The organism is Frigoribacterium sp. AC512 (assembly GCF_979258295.1).
Map to the genome: position 1 here is coordinate 2,283,793 of NZ_OZ409850.1, position 19,513 is coordinate 2,303,305.

Here is a 19,513-nt window from a genome sequence, read left to right on the forward strand (position 1 = left end):
TCGGGTCCTCGTCATTCCGTGAGGTCGCGGGTGCGGTTGGTGCGCCACTGCACGACGGTGAAGGCCAGCGTCACGACGAGGATCACGACGCCGAGCGCGGCGCCGTAGCCCTGCTCGCGGATCTGGAAGCCGTTGCGGTAGGCGTAGGTGCCGAGCACCGACGTGGAGTAGCCGGGGCCGCCGCCGGTGAGCACGAAGACGAGGTCGAAGACCTGGAACGACGCGATCACGTTGAGCACCAGCAGGAAGAACGTCGACGGCCCGACGAGCGGCACGGTGATCGAGCGGAACCGCTGCCAGGCACCGGCCCCGTCGAGCTCGGCGGCCTCGTAGAGCTCGGGCGAGACGGACTGCAGGCCCGCCAGGTAGATGATCATGTTGAGGCCCACGCGCAGCCAGATCATCGTGACGATGACCGAGACCATCGCGAGCGCGCCGTCCGACTGCCACGGCACCGCCCCGAGTCCGAGGGCGCGCAGCACCTTGTTGACGAGGCCGTTCGCCTCGGTGAACAGGATGACGGCGATCATGGCGCTGGCGACGCCCGAGATGACCATCGGCAGCACGAGCATCGTCCGCCAGGTGCGTCGCCCGGGCAGGACGCCGTCGAGCAGGACCGCCAGCCCCAGTCCCAGCGCCATCTCGACCGGCACGGTGACCACGGTGAAGAGCACCGTGTTGCCCAGCGTCTGCCAGAAGACGGGGTCGGCGACCATGCGGGCGTAGTTGGCCCCGCCCACCCACTCGGGGTCGCCGAATCCGCGGGTCTCCTGGAACGACAGCTGCACGGCCCAGAGGATGGGCACGAGCAGGAACAGCGACAGCAGCACCAGGTTCGGCCCGATGAAGGCCCAGCCGACCAGGTTCTCCCGGAGGCGGGCGGCGCGTCGTCCGGGACGGCGCGCACCCGGCAGCGCCGTCATCAGTCGGTGGCCTGGCCGACGGCCTCGTCCAGGGCGCTCAGGGTGTCGTCGACCGACTTCCCCTGGGTGAACGCCGCCTCGAGCTCGTCCTGCATCGCGACGGTGATCTCGGCGAGGTACGGCGAGGTCAGCTGCTTGACGTCGCTCGGCTCGATCGTCGTGGCCTGGTCGACGAAGACCGGCATCACGTCGGGCCGCACGGCGAAGTCGATGGACGAGGCGTCGATGTCGGTCCGGGTCGGCAGCTCGTTGGTCGCGGCGCAGAACTCGGTCATCGCGTCCGCCGAGGCCATGAAGTTCAGGAACTCGGTCGCGAGCTCGCCCTGGTCGGTGTCGGCCGTCGCGACGAGGGCGTTGCCGCCGAGGTCGGTCGCCCCGCGCTCGTCGACCGGCATCGGCACGGCTGTCCAGTCGAAGTCGGTCGAGGCGAGCTCGGGCACGAGGAACGAGCCCACGAACGCCATCGCCGTCGTCTGCTCGCCGAACTCCGTGTCGGCGTACGTCGTCGACTTCACGCTGCTGCTCGGCGCCACCCACCCCTGCTCGAAGAACGACTGGGTGAAGCCGAGCGCCTCTGCTGCCTCGGGCGAGTCGATCTCGCTCGTCGTCCCGTCGTCGGCGAGCAGGGCGCCGCCGGCCTGGAACAACCAGCTGAGCCAGCGCGGCGTGCCGCCCTGCTGCCAGTTCACCCCGAACGGGTACTGGTCGGCGGGGAGGCTCGCGCGGAGCTTCGTCGCGACCTCGCCGAACTCGTCCCACGTCCAGGCGTCCGCCTGGCTCGTCGGCAGGTCGGTGATGCCGGCTGAGGCGAGCAGCTCGGTGTTGACGAGCAGCGCGGAGACGTCGGTCTGGTGCGGCACGCCGTAGGGTGCCCCGTCGTACGAGACTGCCTCGAGCATCGCGGGCTGGAACGAGTCCTCGTCGTCGATCTGGCCCGTGAGGTCGAGCAGCTGGCCCTGGCTCGAGTAGACGCCGAGGTTGCCGTAGTCGACGCGGAAGACGTCGGGGGCGTCGCCCGTCGAGAGCTGCGCGTCGATGTTGGAGAACATCTGGTCGTAGGGCACGACGTTGAGGTCGATGGTCGCGCCGTCGTGCTCGCTCTCGAACTGGGCCACCAGCTTCTCGAAGCTGTCCTGCTCGGACTCGCTGGCCCAGGTCGTGAAGGTCAGGGCGCCGTCGGCGTCGTCGTCGGAGCCGCCCGTGAAGCCGCTGCAGCCGGATAGCCCGGCGGCGAGGGCGAGGGTGGCCGCGGCGGCCGCGGTCGTGCGTCGGGTCGTGCGTCGGGTCGTCATTTCGGTTCTCCTGGCGTCGGTGCTGTCGAGATCGGTGCTGAGGTGATCGGTGCTGCGGTCATCGGTGCTGCGGTCATCGGTGCTGTGGTCATCGGTGCTGCGGTGCTGGGTGGCGGCGTGATCGGTGCTGCGGTGCTGCGTGGTCGGCGCCGTGGATCAGGTGTCGCGTGACGGCTGGCCGGTCGGGGGCGACGAGCGGGACAGGCGTTCCTCGACCAGCGACACGAGCCCGCTGGTGCCGAGCAGGGCGTCCAGGCCCACGCGTACCCCGACCAGGTCGCCGGAGTGCTGCGGAGAGTGTGCTCCCTCCAGCGCCGCGAAGACCGCCGTGACGTCCTCCAGTGCGCGGACGCAGCCGAAGCGCGTGATGCGGTCCTCGTCGAGCCGCACGTCGTCGCCGTACCCGCCGCGGAACGCCGCGCGGTGCTCGGGCTCGACGGGCAGCCCGGGCAGCACGCCGAGCTCGACGAGCACGAGGTCGACCTCGCGCGGAGCGACGGTGGCCTCGTCGAGGTCGATGAGCCAGGGGCGGCCGGCAGGGTCGACCACGACGTTGCCGAGGTGCGGGTCGCCGTGGCAGGACACCCTCACGGTCGTGCCCCGCGCCTCCTTCAGACGGAGGGCGGTGGTCTCGAGGTGGCGGAGCCGGTCTCGATGGGCGTGCCACAGCTCGGCCAGCTCGGGGTCGACCCCGGGCGCCTGGCCTGCGCCGACGAAGCGGGCGTCGAGGTCACGGAGGCGCACGCGGGCCCGGCGGCCGGTCCGCTTGACGCCGGCGCGCAGCGGGGCGACCGACGAGGGAGGCGGCTGGTCGTGCACCCGACGGACGACGGCGCCCAGCTCGGCCCACTGGTCGAGGTCGAGGCCCCGGCCGTCCTCCGCGGCGTCGTCGCCGAGGACCCAGGGCGAGACCGAGACGAGCAGCCCGTCACGCTCGGACCAGTGGTCACCCGTCCGGGTGGGGAGCGGGGCGACGACACCGGAGTCGGGGCCGAGGGCGGCGGCGAGCGCGAGGCCGAACCGGCAGTCACGCCGGGTCGCCTTCACGGCCCACTCGTCGCCGGAGCGGTCGCGGACCTGCCAGACGGCGGCGTCCGGATCGAGCCCGCCGACGATCAGCAGCTCGTCGACGACGTCGAGCCCCCACTCGCGGAGCGACGGCGGCACCGAGGCAGGCAGGGGGGACGGCTGCGGTGACGGGAGCGTCGGGTGAACGGCTGACACACGCTCATCATCGTCCGGACCACCGACATCGGCCCGGGCCCGACGCGGAACACTCGGCACCCGGCCACACGGTCGCCACCGGGACGGCAGGTCGCTGCTGCGGGTCGGGCCGTCGGCCCCGCGGGAGGAGGGGACTCTCTGCTGAGCCTGATCCGTCACGAGACGGAACAGCCCCTCCCCTGATCTCGGCCACCCAGCCTGATCCGTCACGAAACGGAACACGGACAGGGCCACCCAACCTGATCCGTCACGAGACGGAACAGCCCCTCCCCTATTCTCGGCCGCCCAGCCCGATCCATCACGAAACGGAACACGGACAGGGCCACCCAGCCTGATCCGTCACGAAACGGAACACGGACAGGGCCGCGTCAGTCGAGGTCGCTGCTGCCGTCGGCGTCGTCGCTCCAGTGGCTCCGACCGACGCCGCGGGCGCTGAGGTCGAGTCCGTTGCGCCCCCGCCTGGCGTCCCGTAGCGGCGGCACCGGATCGCCCGGCTCCCTGAGGACGACGTCGCCCGTCCGGATCCGTCGAGCCATCACTGCAGGACCGGCGCCCAGCTCTCGGGACGACGCACCCTCGTCCCAGGCACGTCGTAGCTCGTCGAGCCCCGCCGCGACGAGGTCGAGCCAGTCGTCGCGCAGGTGGTACCAGCGCCGGGGGCCGTCCTGCTCGACGACGACGAAGCCCGATTCGAGCAGCACCCCGAGGTGCTGGGACACGCTCGACCACCCCACGGCGCGTCGCTCGTGGAGGATGCTCGCGAGATCGCCCGACGTCTGCCGGCCGATCGCGAGCACCTCCACCAGTTCCCGCCTCGTCACGTCGCCGAGGACCTCGAAGGGATGCATCGCCCGCGATCCGGCAGAGCGACGACGCGGGCGTCCACGACGCGCCGTGGGCGACGCACCGCGTTCGCCCTGCTCCTGGCCGGGCGGCCCGTCGTAGCGACGAGGGGCCGGGTCGGCGTGGAGAGCAGGACGGTTCAGGTCGTCCATGGTCGCTCCCTCTCGTGACGGATCAGCACTCGAAGCACATCGAACCGCGATGTGATCGCTCCGCTCCGTGACGGATCAGCACTCGGAGCACATCGAACCGCGATGTGATCGCTCCGCTCCGTGACGGATCAGCACTCGGTGCACCTCGAACCGCAGTGTGATCGCTCCGTTCCGTGACGGATCAGCACTCGCGGCACCTCGACCCCCGGCGTGGTCGCTCCGTTCCGTGACGGAACAGCCAGAGCGCGTTCACACCCCCACAGCGGAGAGTCCGCAGGCCGCCGCCGCCGCAGCACGCCGACGAAGGACACGCCTCCCCTCACCCTGCGGCGAAGGGCGAGCCCGGCTGGCCGAGCGTGCCCTCGGCGACCCGACGCGCGTGGCGGCGACCGGCCTCGGAGGCACGGAACTCGTCGACGCCGCGAAGGCCCGATCGCCGGCCGTCGCGTGCGGCCCATGCCGCCTCGAGTGCGTCGACGAGGTCCTGTTCCTGTTGGACGTCACCGGCGTCGCGGACCTCGGCCACCGCCTCCGCGAGGGCGTCGAGCAGCTCGCACGACCGCCGCTCGGCGACGGACAGGACGGTTCCGGCCCCGGCGGCCGAGCCCGGCGGCGGATCGCTGGCCTCCACGAAGCCCGACGCGACCAGCAGGGCGACTCGCGAGGCGACGAACGCGGGGCCGCCCGCCGAGGGGCCGAGCCGTCGCGACGCCTCGGCGACGAGCTGCGAGGCCGCCCGCGCGCCGTGCTCGAGCACGTCGAGGACGCAGACGCAGAGCGGATCGGTCATGACGGCCAGCGGCGAGGCCGCACCGAGGGAGGCGGCGGACGGGGAGGCGGCGGACGAGGAAGCGGCGAGCAAGCGGTTCGTGAGGATCATGGGAGCGAGGTTGCCGTGCAGGCCGACCCGCGCCTCCTCGTGTCCACACCTGGTGGGGACGCCGCCCCCTACGCGACCCGAGGGGAGGGAGCACTGCGGGGAGCGCTCCCCAGCCCGTGCGGCTTACGATGGAGGGCTCATGTCGCCCACCATCACCTATCCCCCCGAGCTGCCGGTCAGCCAGAGACGCGACGACATCGCCGCCGCGATCCGCGACCACCAGGTCGTCATCGTCGCGGGCTCCACGGGCTCGGGCAAGACGACGCAGCTGCCCAAGATCTGCCTCGAGCTCGGCCGCACCAGCATCGGGCACACCCAGCCGCGCCGCATCGCCGCACGCACGATCAGCGAGCGCATCGCGGAGGAGCTGGGCGAGGAGGTCGGCGGGCTCGTCGGCTACCAGGTGCGGTTCACCGACAAGGTCGGCGCCGACACGCAGATTAAGCTGATGACCGACGGCATCCTGCTGAACGAGATCCACTTCGACCGCGAGCTGAAGCGGTACGACACGATCATCATCGACGAGGCGCACGAGCGCAGCCTGACCATCGACTTCCTGCTCGGGTACCTGAAGCAGCTGCTGCCGCGTCGGCCCGACCTCAAGCTGATCATCACGAGCGCGACCATCGACCCCGAGTCGTTCTCGCAGCACTTCGACGGTGCGCCGATCGTCGAGGTCTCGGGCCGCACCTACCCGGTCGAGATCCGCTACCGTCCGCTCGTCGCCGACGACACCACGGCCGACGACGACCGCGACGTCGACGACCTGGACGAGCTGGACGACGCCCCGGCCCCGGCTCGCCAGGCCGCGCGACGCGACGACTCCCGACGTGACGACGGGCGCCGCCGCGGCGAGCCCGGCCGCCCCGGTGCCGCAGCCCGGCGAGCCAAGGAGGCACGGGCCGGCGACCCGAGGCAGCGCGCCGACGACAAGGACTACCTGCAGGGCATCAACGAGGCCCTCGACGAGCTGGCCCGGGAGAGCTCGGGCGACGTGCTCGTGTTCCTCAGCGGCGAGAACGAGATCCGCGACGCCGAGGACGCGATCCGGGCGCGCAACCTGCCGCAGACCGAGGTGCTGCCCCTCTACGGCCGCCTGAGCGCGGCCGACCAGCACCGTGTCTTCCAGCCGAGCCCCACGGCCGGGACCAGACGCCGCATCGTCCTCGCGACGAACGTCGCCGAGACCAGCCTCACCGTCCCGGGCATCAAGTACGTGATCGACGCCGGCACCGCCCGCATCAGCCGCTACTCGACCCGCGCGAAGGTGCAGCGCCTCCCCATCGAGGCGATCTCGCAGGCGAGCGCGAACCAGCGCTCCGGCCGCTCGGGCCGCACGAGCGACGGCATCGCGATCCGGCTCTACAGCGAGACCGACTTCGAGAAGCGCGACGAGTTCACCGAGCCCGAGATCCTCCGCACGAACCTCGCCGCCGTCATCCTCCAGATGATCTCGCTCGGCCTCGGCGACATCGCGGCGTTCCCGTTCCTCCAGCCGCCGGACTCGCGCGGCATCAAGGACGGCCTCGACCTGCTGCGCGAGCTCGGCGCCGTCACCCAGGGCGGCCAGATCACCCGCGTCGGCAAGCAGCTGACGCGCCTGCCCATCGACCCCCGCCTGGCCCGCATGGCCGTCGAGTCCAAGGTGCACGGCACCACCCGCGAGGTGCTCGCGATCGTCGCGGCGCTCAGCATCCAAGATCCTCGCGAGCGTCCGCTCGAGCGGCGCGCGCAGGCCGACGAGGCGCACGCGCGCTTCAAGGACCCGCAGGGCGACTTCATGACGCTCCTCAACCTCTGGAACCACCTGGAGGACAAGAAGGACGAGCTCACCGGCAACGCGTTCAAGCGCCTCTGCCGAGAGGAGTACCTCAACTACCTCCGCGTGCGCGAGTGGCAGGACGTCTACCGCCAGCTGCTGCGGGCGGCCAAGCCCCTCGGGCTGCACGTCGGCGAGCGCAGCACGAACCCCGACGGCGTGCACCGCAGCCTGCTCGCCGGCCTGCTCAGCCAGATCGGCCTGCTCGACCCGCAGAAGAAGGACTACGTCGGCGCCCGCCAGACGCGGTTCCTGGTGTTCCCCGGCAGCTCGTTGGCCAAGAAGCAGCCCGCCGCGATCATGAGCGCCGAGCTCGTCGAGACGAGCCGCCTCTTCGCGCGAGTCAACGGCGCGATCGACCCGGCCTGGGCCGAGCCGCTCGCCCCCGACCTCGTGAAGCGCAGCTACGGCGAGCCGCACTGGGAGAAGAAGCAGGGCTCGGTCGTCGCCTACGAGCGCGTGACGCTCTACGGCGTCCCGATCGTGCCGAGGAGGCGCATCCAGTTCTCGCGGATCGACCCCGGCTACGCGCGCGAGCTCTTCATCCGGCACGCCCTCGTCGAGGGCGACTGGGAGAGCCGGCAGTCGTTCGAGAAGGCCAACCAGCAGCTGATCCGCGAGCTCACCGAGGTGGAGGAGCGCACCCGTCGTCGTGACATCCTCGTCGACGGCGACGCCGCGTTCGAGTTCTTCCAGCGCCGCGTGCCCGCCGAGGTCACGAGCACCCGCGACTTCGAGGGCTGGTGGCGCAAGGCCAAGCAGGAGACGCCCGACCTCCTCACGATGACCGCCGCCGACCTGCTCGGCGACGACGAGCCCGACGTCGACGAGGCCGGGTTCCCGAGCACGTGGCGGCAGGGCGACCAGACGCTCACCCTGCGCTACAAGTTCGAGCCGGGTGCCGACGACGACGGCGTGACGGTGGTAGTGCCCCTGCCGCTGCTGGCGCGCCTCCGGCCGGCCGGGTTCGACTGGCAGGTGCCGGGCCTCCGCGACGAGCTCGTGACGTCGCTGATCAAGTCGCTGCCGAAGCAGATCCGCAAGAACGTCGTGCCCGCCGCCGACTGGGCGTCGAAGATCACCGCCGAGCTGCCGGCCGAGCCGCCGCACGACGTCGCCGAGTCGTTCACCGCGACGCTCGCCTCCGTCATCAAGAAGCTGACCTACACACCCGTCGACGCCGCCGACTTCGACCTCGAGCGCGTGCCCGCGCACCTGCGCGTGACGTGGGCGGTCGTCGACGAGCGCGGTCGCACGGTCGGTGCGGGCAAGTCGCTCGACGAGCTGCAGCACCGGCTGAGCGACGACATGCGCGAGAGCGTCGCGCGGGTCACCCAGGGCCAGGGCGCAGGAGGCGCGGGTCGCGGCCGACGAGGACGCGGCAGCCCCGAGGGCGGTCGCCCCGACGCCGCGACCGCCGCCCCTGCGAACGCCATCGAGCGCAGCGGCCTCACCTCGTGGGACTTCGACGAGCTGCCGACCGTCGTCGACACGCGGCACGGCGACACCGTGATCCGGGCGTACCCGGCGCTGGTCGACGAGGGCGCCTCCGTGGCGATCCGCCTGATGGCGACGCCTGCGGACCAGGCGCGCGAGACGCCCAGGGGGGTGCGCCGCCTCCTCATGCTCGCCGTGCCGAGCCCGGTCGCCTACGTGCAGCAGCACCTCACGGCGCCCGAGAAGCTGATCCTCGCGACGAGCCCGTACCAGAACACGTCCGCCCTCTTCGCCGACTGCCTGGTGGCGGTCGTCGACGACGTGCTGCACCGGGTCAAGCCCGACGGGCAGCTGTACACGAAGAAGGAGTTCCTCACCGTGCGCGACCGGGTGTCGGGTGCCGTGATGGACCAGATGTTCCAGACGGTGTCGCTCGTGGCGCGCACCCTGACGGCGGCTCGCGACGCCGACAAGGCGATGAAGGCGGCGACGAACATGTCGCTGCTCACGGCGCTCACCGACATGCGGCAGCAGCGCGACCGCCTGGTGTACCCGGGCTTCGTCTCCGCCACCGGCCTGCAGCAGCTGCAGCGCGTGCCCGTCTACCTCGTCGGCATCACCCGCCGCACGGCGAAGCTGCTCGAGGCGCCGTCGCGCGACCGGGCGTGGCTGACCGAGGTGCAGCAGGCGACGGAGCGGTACGAGGCGGCGGGCGGGGCGTTCCCGCCGGCCGAGGGGGCGCCTCCGTCGCTGGTGCGCGCACGGTGGATGCTCGAGGAGTTCCGGATCAGCCTCTTCGCGCAAGATCTGCGGCCGAGCGAGAGCGTGTCGCTGCAGCGCATCGTCAAGGTGCTGGCCTCGGCGTAGCGGTCGGCGTGCTGCACCCCGTTGTGGACGATGCACCCCGGAACGACGGGGTGCATTGTCCACTTCGGGGTGCGAGGCTGCGGCCGCTGAGGGCGGCCGCCGCAGTGACGTGCGGCGCGGCAGTAGCCTGGGCGGATGCGAGCGACGGTCAAGGACGTGGCCGCCCGGGCGGGCGTCTCGCCGAAGACGGTCTCCAACGTCGTCACGGGGGCGGTGCGGGTCAGTGCCGAGACGAAGGCGCGCGTCGAGGAGGCGGTGGCCGCCCTCGACTACGTGCCCAACCTGAGCGCGCGAGGGCTGCGCAACGGCCGCACGGGCTCGATCGCGCTCGCGTTCCCCGACCTCACGACGCCGTACAGCGCCGAGATGTCGCACTGGTTCGTCGAGGTCGCGCACGAGCGCGGCTGGTCGGTGCAGCTCGAGCAGACCGGCATGCGCCCGGAGCGCGAGCGCGAGCTGCTGCTGCGGGGCAAGGAGCACCTCGTCGACGGGCTCGTGCTCAACCCGGTGAGCCTCGACGAGAGCGCCATCGTCGGCGCGGTCTCGCTGCCGCCCGTCGTCGTGATCGGCGAGGTCGAGCAGAGCCTCGTCGACCAGGTCAGGGTCGACAGCGTCGCGGCCGCCCGCGACATGACCACGCACCTGATCGAGCTCGGGCACCGTCGCATCGCCGTGCTCGGCAGCTCGGGCGACGGCTTCGACACCGCGACGGCCCGCGCGCGCACGCTCGGCTGGCAGCAGGCGCACGAGGCGGCCGGCCTGCCCGTCGACCCGGCGCTGCGATGGTCGTGTCGAGCGTGGTCGCCCGAGGCCGGCGCGGCTGCCGTGCGCGGGCGACTCGCCGCCGACGGTCCGCCGGACGCGCTCTTCTGCTTCACCGACTCGCTCGCCATCGGCGCCGTGCACGCCCTGTGGGCGGCGGGACTGCGCGTGCCCGACGACGTCTCGGTCGCGGGCTTCGACGACATCGCCGACGGCCGCTTCACGCTTCCGCCGCTCACGACCGTGCGCCTCGACAAGCGGCTCTTCGCCGAGCGCACGCTCGAGCTGCTGGCGGCGCGCATCGCCGACCGCGACCGCCCGCCCGAGCTCGCGATCATCCCGCACGAGATCGTCCGGCGCGAGAGCACCGCCCCGGCGCACGCCTGACGCGGTGCGCGGGCCCTGGGCCTCGCACCTCGCACCTCGCACCTCGCACCTCGGGCAGTCGCTCGCCGCACCCCCGATGTGCGCCGTCGTCAAGGGGGGCGCGCAGCCCCTGCCTGCATGGCAGGGTCGAGGCTCGCCCACCGACCAGGAGGACCCCGTGCGCATCACCTACGACACCGTCACCGACTCGATCTCGTCGCCCGAGCTCACCACCGAGCAGTCGCTGCAGCTGCAGCACGAGCTGTCGGCCGCCCTCGGCCGCAACGACCCGATCCGCACCGTCGCGGGCGTGATCCTCGCCCGCGCGAAGCAGCTCGACGCCGAGGGCTGACGCCGCCCCGCACCAGCCCCGGAACAGCGCAACACCCCGGAAGCCGCACGACACCTCGATTCCTCGGGGTGTAGTGCGGAATCCGGCGTGTAGTGCGGAATCCGGGGTGTGGTGCTGCTGCGGGCGGCGGCAGCGGCTGCGCCGCCGGGTCAGCCGACGACGAGGCTCGCGGTGCCGCTGACCGTGATGCCGCCGGTCGCGGGCACGTCGACCGTGAGCAGGCTCGGACGGCCGACGTGCCTGCCCTGCCGCACCGCGAACCGGGCCGGAGGCGCGAGCAGGCCGACAGCCCGGAGGTACGCCCCGAGGGCGGCGGCCGCCGACCCTGTCGCGGGGTCCTCGGTGATGTCGCCGACGGGGAACAGGTTGCGCGCCTCGATCGCGGGCAGCTCGGTGCCGGCTCCGCGGGTCGCGGCAGCAGCGGCAGCAGCGGCAGCGGCAGCGCCAGCGCCAGCGCCAGCCGCGAAGTCCACGCTCTCGGTGCAGACGACCGTGACGGTGCCCGTCCAGCCCTGCCGATCCATCAGCTCGCGCACCGGGTCGGGGTCGAACCCGAACGAGTCGAACACCGCGAGCGACCGCAAGGCCACGACCGGGTGCCAGTTGCCGGCGAACACCTCCGACAGCGGCCACCCCGGATCGACGTCGTCGCGCACCAGCCCGAGGAGGCCGAGCAGCTCGTCGGCGACCGCGTCGTCGAGGGCACGGGTGCTCGGCTCGACGCTGGCGAAGGAGGCGCGCAGCACGTCCTCGCCCCGGGCCCCCGCCTCCTGCGTGGTCTCGATGACGACCGGGCCGACGGCCGTCTCGAAGCGGAACGACCCGGGGCCCCGCGCCTCGGCGAGCGCCACGGCGGTCGCGATCGTCGCGTGCCCGCAGAACGGCACCTCGGCGATCGGCGAGAAGTAGCGGGTCCGCACCGCGCGGTCGTCGCCTCCGACGGTTCCGTCGACGACGAACGCGGTCTCGGCGTAGCCGACCTCGGCGGCGATCTGCTGCATCTGCGCGCGGTCGAGCGTCGACGCGTCGAGCACCACCCCGGCGGGGTTGCCGCCGCCCGGCCCGTCCGCGAACGCGGTCAGCCGCAGCACCGCGGGCCCTGCGCCGGGCACGTCGAGCCGATGCGGACGGGCATCGGTCGAGGAGGCAGGCGCTGGCATGTGCGGATCTGTCACCGCCCCACCTTCCTGGCTGCCGCCTCCTCGGGGCAAGGGCCACTCGTCGGGCGTTGGCCGCCTCCGAACACCCCCGCTGGTGACCGCACCGAGTTTCGTGCACCGCACCGGGTCTAGACGCGGTGCGGTGCACGAAACGCGGTGCGGTAGCCCTTGCGCTCCGATTACAACGATGGAATAGTGCGAGCAGTCACACGTCACGAAGGAGTGAACATGACCCTGCCCGACCACCCCGCCCGCAGCCGCCCAGACGCCGAGGCCGGCCCGCCCGCGACCCGCCACCACGGTGCCCGCGACAGCAGCAGCCGCAGCCGCAGCCGCAGCACCAGCAGCGCGGACGCCACCGGAACAGGCCTCAGCCGCCGCGGCGTCCTCGTCGGCGGCGCGGCCCTGCTCGGCACCGCCTTCGCAGCCACCGCCCTCTCGGGCTGTGCGACCGGCGCGACCACCGCCTCCGGCGCGACGGTCGAGCAGCTCAAGTTCTGGCACCTGCTGAGCGGGGGCGACGGCGTCAAGATGTCCGCCCTCGTCGACCAGGCAAACGAGCAGAACCCCGAGTTCCACGCGACGCAGACCGTGCTCGCCTGGGGCACGCCGTACTACACGAAGCTCGCCATGGCGTCGGCCGGCGGCCGCGCCCCGGACGTCGCGATCATGCACGCGTCACGGGTGCCCGGCTACGCGCCCGGCGGCCTGCTCGACGCGTGGGACGTCGAGAAGCTCGCCTCGTACGGCCTCCGAGAAGAGGACTTCGCACCGGCGGTCTGGAAGGCCGGCTTCAGCGGCGACCAGCTGTACTCGGTCGCGCTCGACTCGCACCCGTTCATCCTGCTGTACAACACCGACATCGCCGCCCAGGCCGGCGTCCTCGGCCCCGACGGGCAGCTCGCCGAGATCACGAGCCCCGAGCAGTTCCTCGAGGTCGCGACCGCGATGCAGGCCGTCACCGGCAAGCACGGCGCCTCGTGGGGGTACCTCAACGACGGCGCCCAGCTCTGGCGCATGTTCTACACGTTCTACAAGCAGCAGGGCGCCGACATGGAGCTCCGCGAGGGCGGGACCGTCGAGTACGACGAGGAGGCGGCCGTCACCGCCCTCGAGTTCATGCAGCAGATGACCGACGGCACCGTGATGGCCGAGGCGAGCGACATCCAGTCGGGCATCGCCGAGTTCGTCTCGGGCGAGAGCGGCATGCTCTTCACCGGCGTGTGGGAGGTGCCGAGCGCCGCCGCGTCGGGCATCCCCTACGACGCGAGCATCATCCCCACGTTGTTCGGCACCCCCGCCGTCTACGCGGACTCGCACGCGTTCGTGCTGCCCCGGCAGAGCACCGTCGACGAGACGAAGCGCGAGGACGTGTACAAGATGGTCTCGACCATCCTCAAGGACTCGATCTCGTGGGCCGAGGCCGGGCACATCCCCGCGTACGGGCCCGTGGTCGACAGCAGCGAGTACGCCGACCTGATCCCCCAGGCGCACTACGCCGAGGCAGCCGAGTACCTCAACTACGACCCGCCCGCCTGGTTCACCGGCTCGGGGTCGGACTTCCAGACGTACTTCCTCGACAGCATCCAGTCCGTCGTCCTCGCCAAGGACGACGCGGCGACGGGCATGAAGCGGTTCGTCGACCGGGTGAACACGCAGCTCGGCCGCCCCGCCCCGGTGTGAGCCGAGCCGCTCCTCCTCCCCCTCCCTGACGACCCAGCCCTGCACGACGACGAAGGAGTCGATCTGTGACGACCACGACGGTCACGACCCCGGCAGCCCCCGCCGACCGGAGCCCTGCCACCACCGGCAGCCGCGCCCGCGCCGGCGGCACCGGCGGCGGGACGACCACCCGCCTGCGCCCCGGCGCCCACAAGGAGAACCGCATCGGCTGGGGCTTCGCCGCCCCGTTCACGATCCTGTTCGCCCTGTTCCTCGTCTGGCCCCTCCTGCACGGCCTCTACCTGAGCTTCACCGGGCAGAGCCTGACGGGCCAGGGCGGCGAGCTGATCGGCTTCGCCAACTACGCCGAGGCCTTCGCGGACGGCGCCATGTGGCGCTCGATGCTCAACACGTTCTGGTTCACGATCCTCAGCACGATCCCGCTGGTCGCGGTCGCGCTCGTGCTCGCGTTGCTGGTCAACACCGGCCTGCCGGGCCAGTGGCTCTGGCGGCTCAGTTTCTTCCTGCCGTACCTGCTGGCGTCGACCGTCGTGTCGCTGTTCTGGATCCAGCTCTACAGCCCGACCCTCGGCCCGATCAACAACGTGCTCGCCACGCTCGGGCTGCCGCAGCCCGCCTGGCTGCAAGACCCGGACACGGCCATGATCGCCGTCGTCGCCACGACGGTCTGGTGGACCGTCGGCTTCAACTTCCTGCTGTACCTCGCGGCCCTGCAGAACATCCCCGACCAGCAGTACGAGGCGGCCTCGCTCGACGGCGCCGGCCGCTGGCGCTCGCTCTGGTCGATCACGATCCCGCAGCTCGGCCCGACCACCGGCCTGATCGTCATCCTGCAGGTGCTCGCGTCGCTCAAGGTCTTCGACCAGATCTACCAGATGACCAACGGCGGGCCGGCGGGCACCACCCGGTCCACCGTCCAGTACATCTTCGAGTCGGGCTTCACCGGCTACCGCTTCGGCTACTCCAGCGCCATCTCGTACATCTTCTTCGCCGTGATCGTGGTCATCTCGATCGCCCAGTTCTCGATCACGGCCCGCAACCGCAAGGGAGCCCAGCGATGACCGCACCTGCCGTCGCCCCTGCCGCAACGCCCGGCGGCGACCTCCGAGCCCCCACCGCCGAGCGCGTCCGAGGTGCCAGCCGAGGAGGCGGCAGCCACGGCCACGCACCCGGCAAGCAGCGCTTCGGCGTCATGGGCGTGCTCAGCATCGTCGTCCTCGTCGTGCTGGCCGTGCTCTGGCTGCTGCCGTTCCTCTGGTCGCTGGCCACGTCGTTCAAGAGCGAGGCCGACGCGGCCGCGACGCCGCAGACCTGGCTGCCCGCGGGCGGCTTCACGCTGCAGGCCTACCGGGCCATCCTCGAGCAGGGCAACATCCCGACCTGGCTGTTCAACAGCCTGCTCACCTCGATCGTCATCACGCTGATCGTCGTCGCGACCTCGGCCCTCGTGGCCTACGCGTTCTCGCGGCTCGACTTCCGCGGCAAGAAGTGGCTCTACGTGGCGACGATCGCGTCGATCATCATCCCGCCGCAGGTGCTGATCGTGCCGCTGTTCTACCAGATGCTCGCCTTCGACATGGTCGACACGTACTGGGGCATCATCCTCCCGCAGGCCATCGCGCCCGCCATGGTGTTCGTGCTCAAGAAGTTCTTCGACCAGGTGCCGATCGAGCTCGAGGACGCGGCCCGGGTCGACGGCGCCGGACGCATCCGGGTCTTCTTCACGATCCTGCTGCCCCTGTCGCGCCCCATCCTCGGAGCGGTGTCGATCTTCGTGTTCATCGGCGCGTGGAACAACTTCCTCTGGCCCTTCATCGTCACCAACGACGCGTCGCTGCTCACGCTGCCCGTCGGCCTGCAGACCATCAAGAGCGCCTACGGCATCCAGTACGCGCAGAACATGGCCGCGGCGATCCTGGCGGCGCTCCCGCTCATCCTGGTGTTCCTGTTCTTCCAGAGGCAGATCATCAAGGGCATCTCGACCACCGGCTTCGGGGGGCAGTAGCGACCCGCGCCTCCTCGACCCGCACCTCCTCACCGACCGACCACCCGCCAGCACGCCGCTCCCCCTCTACCTAGGAGAACCATGACCACCGCCCGCATCACCGTCGACCGCGAGTTCACGATCGGCACCGTGCCGCGCCGCCTGTTCGGCTCGTTCGTCGAGCACATGGGCCGGTGCGTGTACACCGGCATCTACGAGCCCGGCCACGAGACCGCCGACGAGAAGGGCTTCCGTCGCGACGTGCTCGCCCTCACCAAGGAGCTCGGCGCGACCGTCGTCCGCTACCCCGGCGGCAACTTCGTCTCCGGCTACAACTGGGAGGACGGCGTCGGACCGGTCGACCAGCGCCCCCGCCGCCTCGACGGCGCGTGGCACACCGTCGAGTCGAACGCGTTCGGCCTGCACGAGTTCGTCGAGTGGTCGAAGCTCGCCGAGGTCGAGGTGATGGAGGCCGTCAACCTCGGCACCCGCGGCGTCGACGCGGCCCGCGAGCTCGTCGAGTACGCGAACCACCCCGGCGGCACGGCCCTCAGCGACCGCCGCATCGCCAACGGCGCGGCCGACCCGTTCGACATCAAGCTCTGGTGCCTCGGCAACGAGCTCGACGGCCCCTGGCAGATCGGCCACAAGACGGCCACCGAGTACGGCCGCCTCGCCCAGGAGGCCGCCAAGGCCATGAAGTTCGTCGACCCGAGCATCGAGCTCGTCGCGGTCGGCAGCTCGGGCCGCGGCATGCCGACCTTCGGCACGTGGGAGCACGAGGTGCTCACCCACGCCTACGACGAGGTCGACTACGTCTCGATGCACGCCTACTACCAGGAGCACGACGGCGACGCGACGAGCTTCCTCGCGACGGCGGTCGACATGGACGCCTTCATCGAGGAGGTCGTCTCGACGATCGACGGCGTCAAGGCCGCCGGCAAGCACGACAAGCAGGTGCACATCTCGTTCGACGAGTGGAACGTGTGGTACCAGACGGGCCTCGACACCGACGACCAGCCGCACAACGTCTCGAAGGGCTGGGTCGAGCACCCGCGCCTCATCGAGGACCAGTACAACGTGACCGACGCGGTCGTCGTCGGCACGTTCCTCAACTCGCTGCTGCGCCACGGCGACCGCGTCAAGATCGCCAACCAGGCCCAGCTCGTCAACGTGATCGCCCCGATCCGCAGCGAGCAGGGCGGGCCCGCCTGGCGCCAGACGATCTTCTGGCCGTTCGCCCGCATGGCGGCGCTGGCCCAGGGCGAGATCCTCCGCACGCAGGTCACCAGCGACAAGATCGACACCCCCAAGTACGGAGACGCCGACCTCGTCGACGTCAGCTCGACGTGGGACGAGGAGACGGGGCGCATCGCGTTCTTCCTCGCCAACCGCGGGCTGGAGGAGGCGGCGGACGTCGAGCTCGTCCTCCGTGGCTTCGCGGACGGCCGGGTCGTCCGTGCCGAGGTGCTGGCGGTGCCGGAGGGCGGCGACCGCTTCACCGCCAACACCGTCGACGCGCAGGACGCGGTCGGCCTCGTGCCGCTCGACGGCGTCACGGTCGACGGCGGCAGCGTCCGCCTGACGCTGCCCGCCCTGTCGTGGGCGGTCGTCGAGCTCGAGGTCGCGAAGGCCTGAGTCGCACCGCAGGGGGATCCCTCTCAATTTTGAGAGGGATCCCCCTGTCGTCAGCCGCAGCACCGGCGTCCTTGACCACTCGGGACGCCGATGTGTCTCGCTTTCCGGCGCGGCCGCCCAGCCCCGGGCGCGCGCGGCCTACTTCTTGCGCCGCGGGAACAGCCGCGAGATCGAGTCGCGCACCGACTCCTCGATCGTGTCGCTGAACGAGTTCGAGAACGACAGCGAGTCGCCCGCCGCGGACGACGCGGTCATCGACGCGATCACGCTCTGGCCGTGGTGCGCGCGGGCCTCGCGCGTGGTCGGGAAGCCGAGTCCCTGGGCGGCGGCGAGGCGCTCCAGGAGGCCGACCCGCTCCTCCTCGGTGCGCCCGGTCGCGGCGGCGAGCTCGCGTGCCGCGTCGTCGTCGACCCCGTCGGCGACCCACTGGGCGGCACGGCGCGGCAGCTCGCCGGCAGCGAGCATGCCGATGACGCGCTTGGCCTCGTCGTCGCGGATCTCGGCACGGGCGACGGCGACGTCTCGGGGCGTGGTCTCGGGAGTCGGGGTCTCGTCAGGCACGCTCCACCCTAAGCACACGATGCCGAGGGCCACCTCCCCCAGAGCGGGACGTCAGCTGTAGAGCCGGACCGGCGTCGCGTCCTGGGCGGTCGGCGTCGGGAGCGCGTCGAGCTCGTCGCCCACGCCGCTGAGCGCACGCTCGGTGCGCCGCTTCTCGTCGACGCTCGACCGGATCAGGGGCAGGCCCCGGGCGATCGCGGCCCGGACGCGCTCCTGCAGCAGCGGCGCCGTCACGCGGCGATCGGTGAAGTCGCTGGCGTGCGCGTAGACGCCGAGGGGCAGCGTCAGCGCCTGGAAGAAGCCGAACAGCGGCCGCAGCGAGTGCTCGAGGATCAGCGCGTGCCGCTCGCTGCCGCCCGTCGCCGCGAGCAACACCGGCACGTCGACCAGCGCGTACTGCTCGACGAAGTCGAAGAAGTGCTTGAACAGCCCCGTGAAGGAGGCGCGGTAGACCGGCGAGGCCGCGATCAGCAGGTCGGCGCCCTCGACGGCACGGAGCTCGCGCTCGACCCGTTCGTCGAGCTGGTCGCGGGTCAGCGCGCCGGCGAAGAGCGGACCGAGCTCGCTCACGCGGATCACGTGCCGCTCGATCGGCAGCACGAGGGCGAGCTCGTCGAGGACGGCGTCGACGAGCGCGTCCGTCTTCGAGGGCGAGCTCAGCGTGCCCGACACGGCGACGACACGGAGCGGCTGCGGAGGTGTCTGCGTCATGCAGCCATGGTGCTCCGGAGGCGACGCGTAACGAAGCCGTGTGACGCCGTGAGTCATGCGACAGTGGTCGCGTGAACCCGACCATGCACGCGCACGGCTTCGATCCGGCCGACCCCCTCAGCACCCTCGCCTCCTCGTTCGGCCAGGCGGCGGACGTCTACGAACGCGGCCGCCCCTCCTACCCGGTCGAGGCGGTCGAGTGGCTGCTGCCGCAGGGCGCCCGGCACGTCGTCGACCTCGGCGCGGGCACCGGCAAGCTGACCCGCGTGCTGCTGCCGCGCGTCGAGCAGGTGACCGCGGTCGAGCCGAGCGACGGCATGCGGGCGGCGCTCGAACGGGCCGTCCCCGAGGCGCGGTCGCTCGCCGGGTCGGCCGAGTCCATGCCGCTCGACGACGCCTCGGCCGACGCCGTCTTCGTGGCGCAGGCCTGGCACTGGGTCGACCCGCGGGCCGCCGTCCCCGAGGTCGCCCGGGTGCTGCGGCCCGGCGGCACGCTCGCCCTGCTCTGGAACATCCGCGACGAGACGGTGCCCTGGCTCGCCGAGCTGTCGCAGGTGATGCACTCCCCCGCCGAGCGCGACATGTCGTCCGACGCGCCCACGGTCGGCGAGCCCTTCGCCCCGATCGAGCGCCGCGACTTCCCGTGGGTGCACGAGCTCGGCCGCGACGAGCTGCTCGCGATGATCGCGTCGCGCAGCTACGTCATCACGCTGTCCGAGGACGACCGCGCCCAGGTGCTCCGCGACGTGGGCCAGCTCTTCGACACGCACCCCGACACCCGTCGCGCCGAGGTGGTCCGCCTGCCGTACGTGACCCGGGCCAGCCGGGCGGTGCTGCCCGGCTGAGCGACGGGCCCTAC

Annotated in this window: 16 protein-coding genes; 8 read left to right on the top strand and 8 right to left on the bottom strand. The window is 71.8% G+C overall.

All coding sequences use genetic code 11. From position 1 onward, the window contains the following. Positions 1–11 precede the first annotated feature (11 nt). From ACZZ97_RS10395 to ACZZ97_RS10415, 5 genes are all read right to left on the bottom strand, one after another. Positions 12–923 (bottom strand): carbohydrate ABC transporter permease, encoded by a 912-nt coding sequence (locus tag ACZZ97_RS10395; protein WP_463473091.1) that lies wholly within the window; start codon positions 921–923, stop codon positions 12–14. Further along, positions 923–2,215 carry an ABC transporter substrate-binding protein gene (locus ACZZ97_RS10400; RefSeq protein ID WP_463473092.1) on the bottom strand — a complete coding sequence of 431 codons (1,293 nt, stop codon included), beginning with the start codon at positions 2,213–2,215 and terminating at the stop codon, positions 923–925. The genes ACZZ97_RS10395 and ACZZ97_RS10400 overlap by 1 nt, the downstream gene beginning before the upstream one ends. A gap of 156 nt (positions 2,216–2,371) precedes the next feature. Then, on the bottom strand, positions 2,372–3,382 hold the full coding sequence (locus tag ACZZ97_RS10405) for a phosphotransferase enzyme family protein (protein WP_314101721.1): 1,011 nt from the start codon (positions 3,380–3,382) through the stop codon (positions 2,372–2,374). Positions 3,383–3,807: 425 nt separating this feature from the next. Next, complete coding sequence (locus ACZZ97_RS10410) at positions 3,808–4,434, bottom strand: ArsR/SmtB family transcription factor (protein WP_463473093.1); 627 nt, start codon at positions 4,432–4,434, stop codon at positions 3,808–3,810. A gap of 319 nt (positions 4,435–4,753) precedes the next feature. After that, positions 4,754–5,314 (bottom strand): hypothetical protein, encoded by a 561-nt coding sequence (locus ACZZ97_RS10415; RefSeq protein ID WP_463473094.1) that lies wholly within the window; start codon positions 5,312–5,314, stop codon positions 4,754–4,756. A gap of 139 nt (positions 5,315–5,453) precedes the next feature. Here ACZZ97_RS10415 and hrpA point away from each other — a divergent pair, with 139 nt between their 5' ends. The 3 genes from hrpA to ACZZ97_RS10430 all read left to right on the top strand — a co-directional run bounded on the left by hrpA (position 5,454) and on the right by ACZZ97_RS10430 (position 10,917). Further along, positions 5,454–9,437 (top strand): ATP-dependent RNA helicase HrpA, encoded by a 3,984-nt coding sequence (gene hrpA / locus ACZZ97_RS10420; RefSeq protein ID WP_463473095.1) that lies wholly within the window; start codon positions 5,454–5,456, stop codon positions 9,435–9,437. Positions 9,438–9,572: 135 nt separating this feature from the next. Next, positions 9,573–10,586, top strand: a complete 1,014-nt coding sequence (locus ACZZ97_RS10425) for a LacI family DNA-binding transcriptional regulator (RefSeq protein ID WP_463473096.1) — start codon at positions 9,573–9,575, stop codon at positions 10,584–10,586. Between the two features lie 157 nt (positions 10,587–10,743). Beyond that, on the top strand, positions 10,744–10,917 hold the full coding sequence (locus ACZZ97_RS10430; RefSeq protein WP_463473097.1) for a hypothetical protein: 174 nt from the start codon (positions 10,744–10,746) through the stop codon (positions 10,915–10,917). A 149-nt stretch (positions 10,918–11,066) separates the two neighbouring features. Here ACZZ97_RS10430 and ACZZ97_RS10435 read toward each other — a convergent pair whose 3' ends face one another. Further along, positions 11,067–12,077, bottom strand: coding sequence for a PhzF family phenazine biosynthesis protein (locus ACZZ97_RS10435; RefSeq protein WP_463473098.1), 1,011 nt, complete (start codon positions 12,075–12,077; stop codon positions 11,067–11,069). Positions 12,078–12,305: 228 nt separating this feature from the next. On the opposite strand from ACZZ97_RS10435, the gene ACZZ97_RS10440 reads away from it, so the two are divergent. The 4 genes from ACZZ97_RS10440 to arfA all read left to right on the top strand — a co-directional run bounded on the left by ACZZ97_RS10440 (position 12,306) and on the right by arfA (position 17,382). Further along, the gene (locus ACZZ97_RS10440; protein WP_463473099.1) at positions 12,306–13,760 is read left to right on the top strand and encodes an extracellular solute-binding protein; all 1,455 of its coding nucleotides are present in this window, start codon (positions 12,306–12,308) and stop codon (positions 13,758–13,760) included. A 65-nt stretch (positions 13,761–13,825) separates the two neighbouring features. Further along, on the top strand, positions 13,826–14,821 hold the full coding sequence (locus tag ACZZ97_RS10445) for a carbohydrate ABC transporter permease (protein WP_399540068.1): 996 nt from the start codon (positions 13,826–13,828) through the stop codon (positions 14,819–14,821). Continuing rightward, positions 14,818–15,765 (top strand): carbohydrate ABC transporter permease, encoded by a 948-nt coding sequence (locus tag ACZZ97_RS10450; RefSeq protein ID WP_314101705.1) that lies wholly within the window; start codon positions 14,818–14,820, stop codon positions 15,763–15,765. The genes ACZZ97_RS10445 and ACZZ97_RS10450 overlap by 4 nt, the downstream gene beginning before the upstream one ends. Before the next feature lie 81 nt (positions 15,766–15,846). Continuing rightward, entirely contained in the window at positions 15,847–17,382 is a 1,536-nt protein-coding gene (arfA, locus tag ACZZ97_RS10455) for an arabinosylfuranosidase ArfA (RefSeq protein ID WP_463473100.1), read from the top strand. Positions 17,383–17,520: 138 nt separating this feature from the next. Here arfA and ACZZ97_RS10460 read toward each other — a convergent pair whose 3' ends face one another. Next, positions 17,521–17,943 carry a hypothetical protein gene (locus ACZZ97_RS10460; RefSeq protein ID WP_463473101.1) on the bottom strand — a complete coding sequence of 141 codons (423 nt, stop codon included), beginning with the start codon at positions 17,941–17,943 and terminating at the stop codon, positions 17,521–17,523. Positions 17,944–17,994: 51 nt separating this feature from the next. Beyond that, complete coding sequence (gene msuE / locus ACZZ97_RS10465; RefSeq protein ID WP_463473102.1) at positions 17,995–18,654, bottom strand: FMN reductase; 660 nt, start codon at positions 18,652–18,654, stop codon at positions 17,995–17,997. A gap of 71 nt (positions 18,655–18,725) precedes the next feature. Here msuE and ACZZ97_RS10470 point away from each other — a divergent pair, with 71 nt between their 5' ends. Continuing rightward, the gene (locus ACZZ97_RS10470; protein ID WP_314101697.1) at positions 18,726–19,499 is read left to right on the top strand and encodes a class I SAM-dependent methyltransferase; all 774 of its coding nucleotides are present in this window, start codon (positions 18,726–18,728) and stop codon (positions 19,497–19,499) included. Positions 19,500–19,513 lie beyond the last annotated feature (14 nt).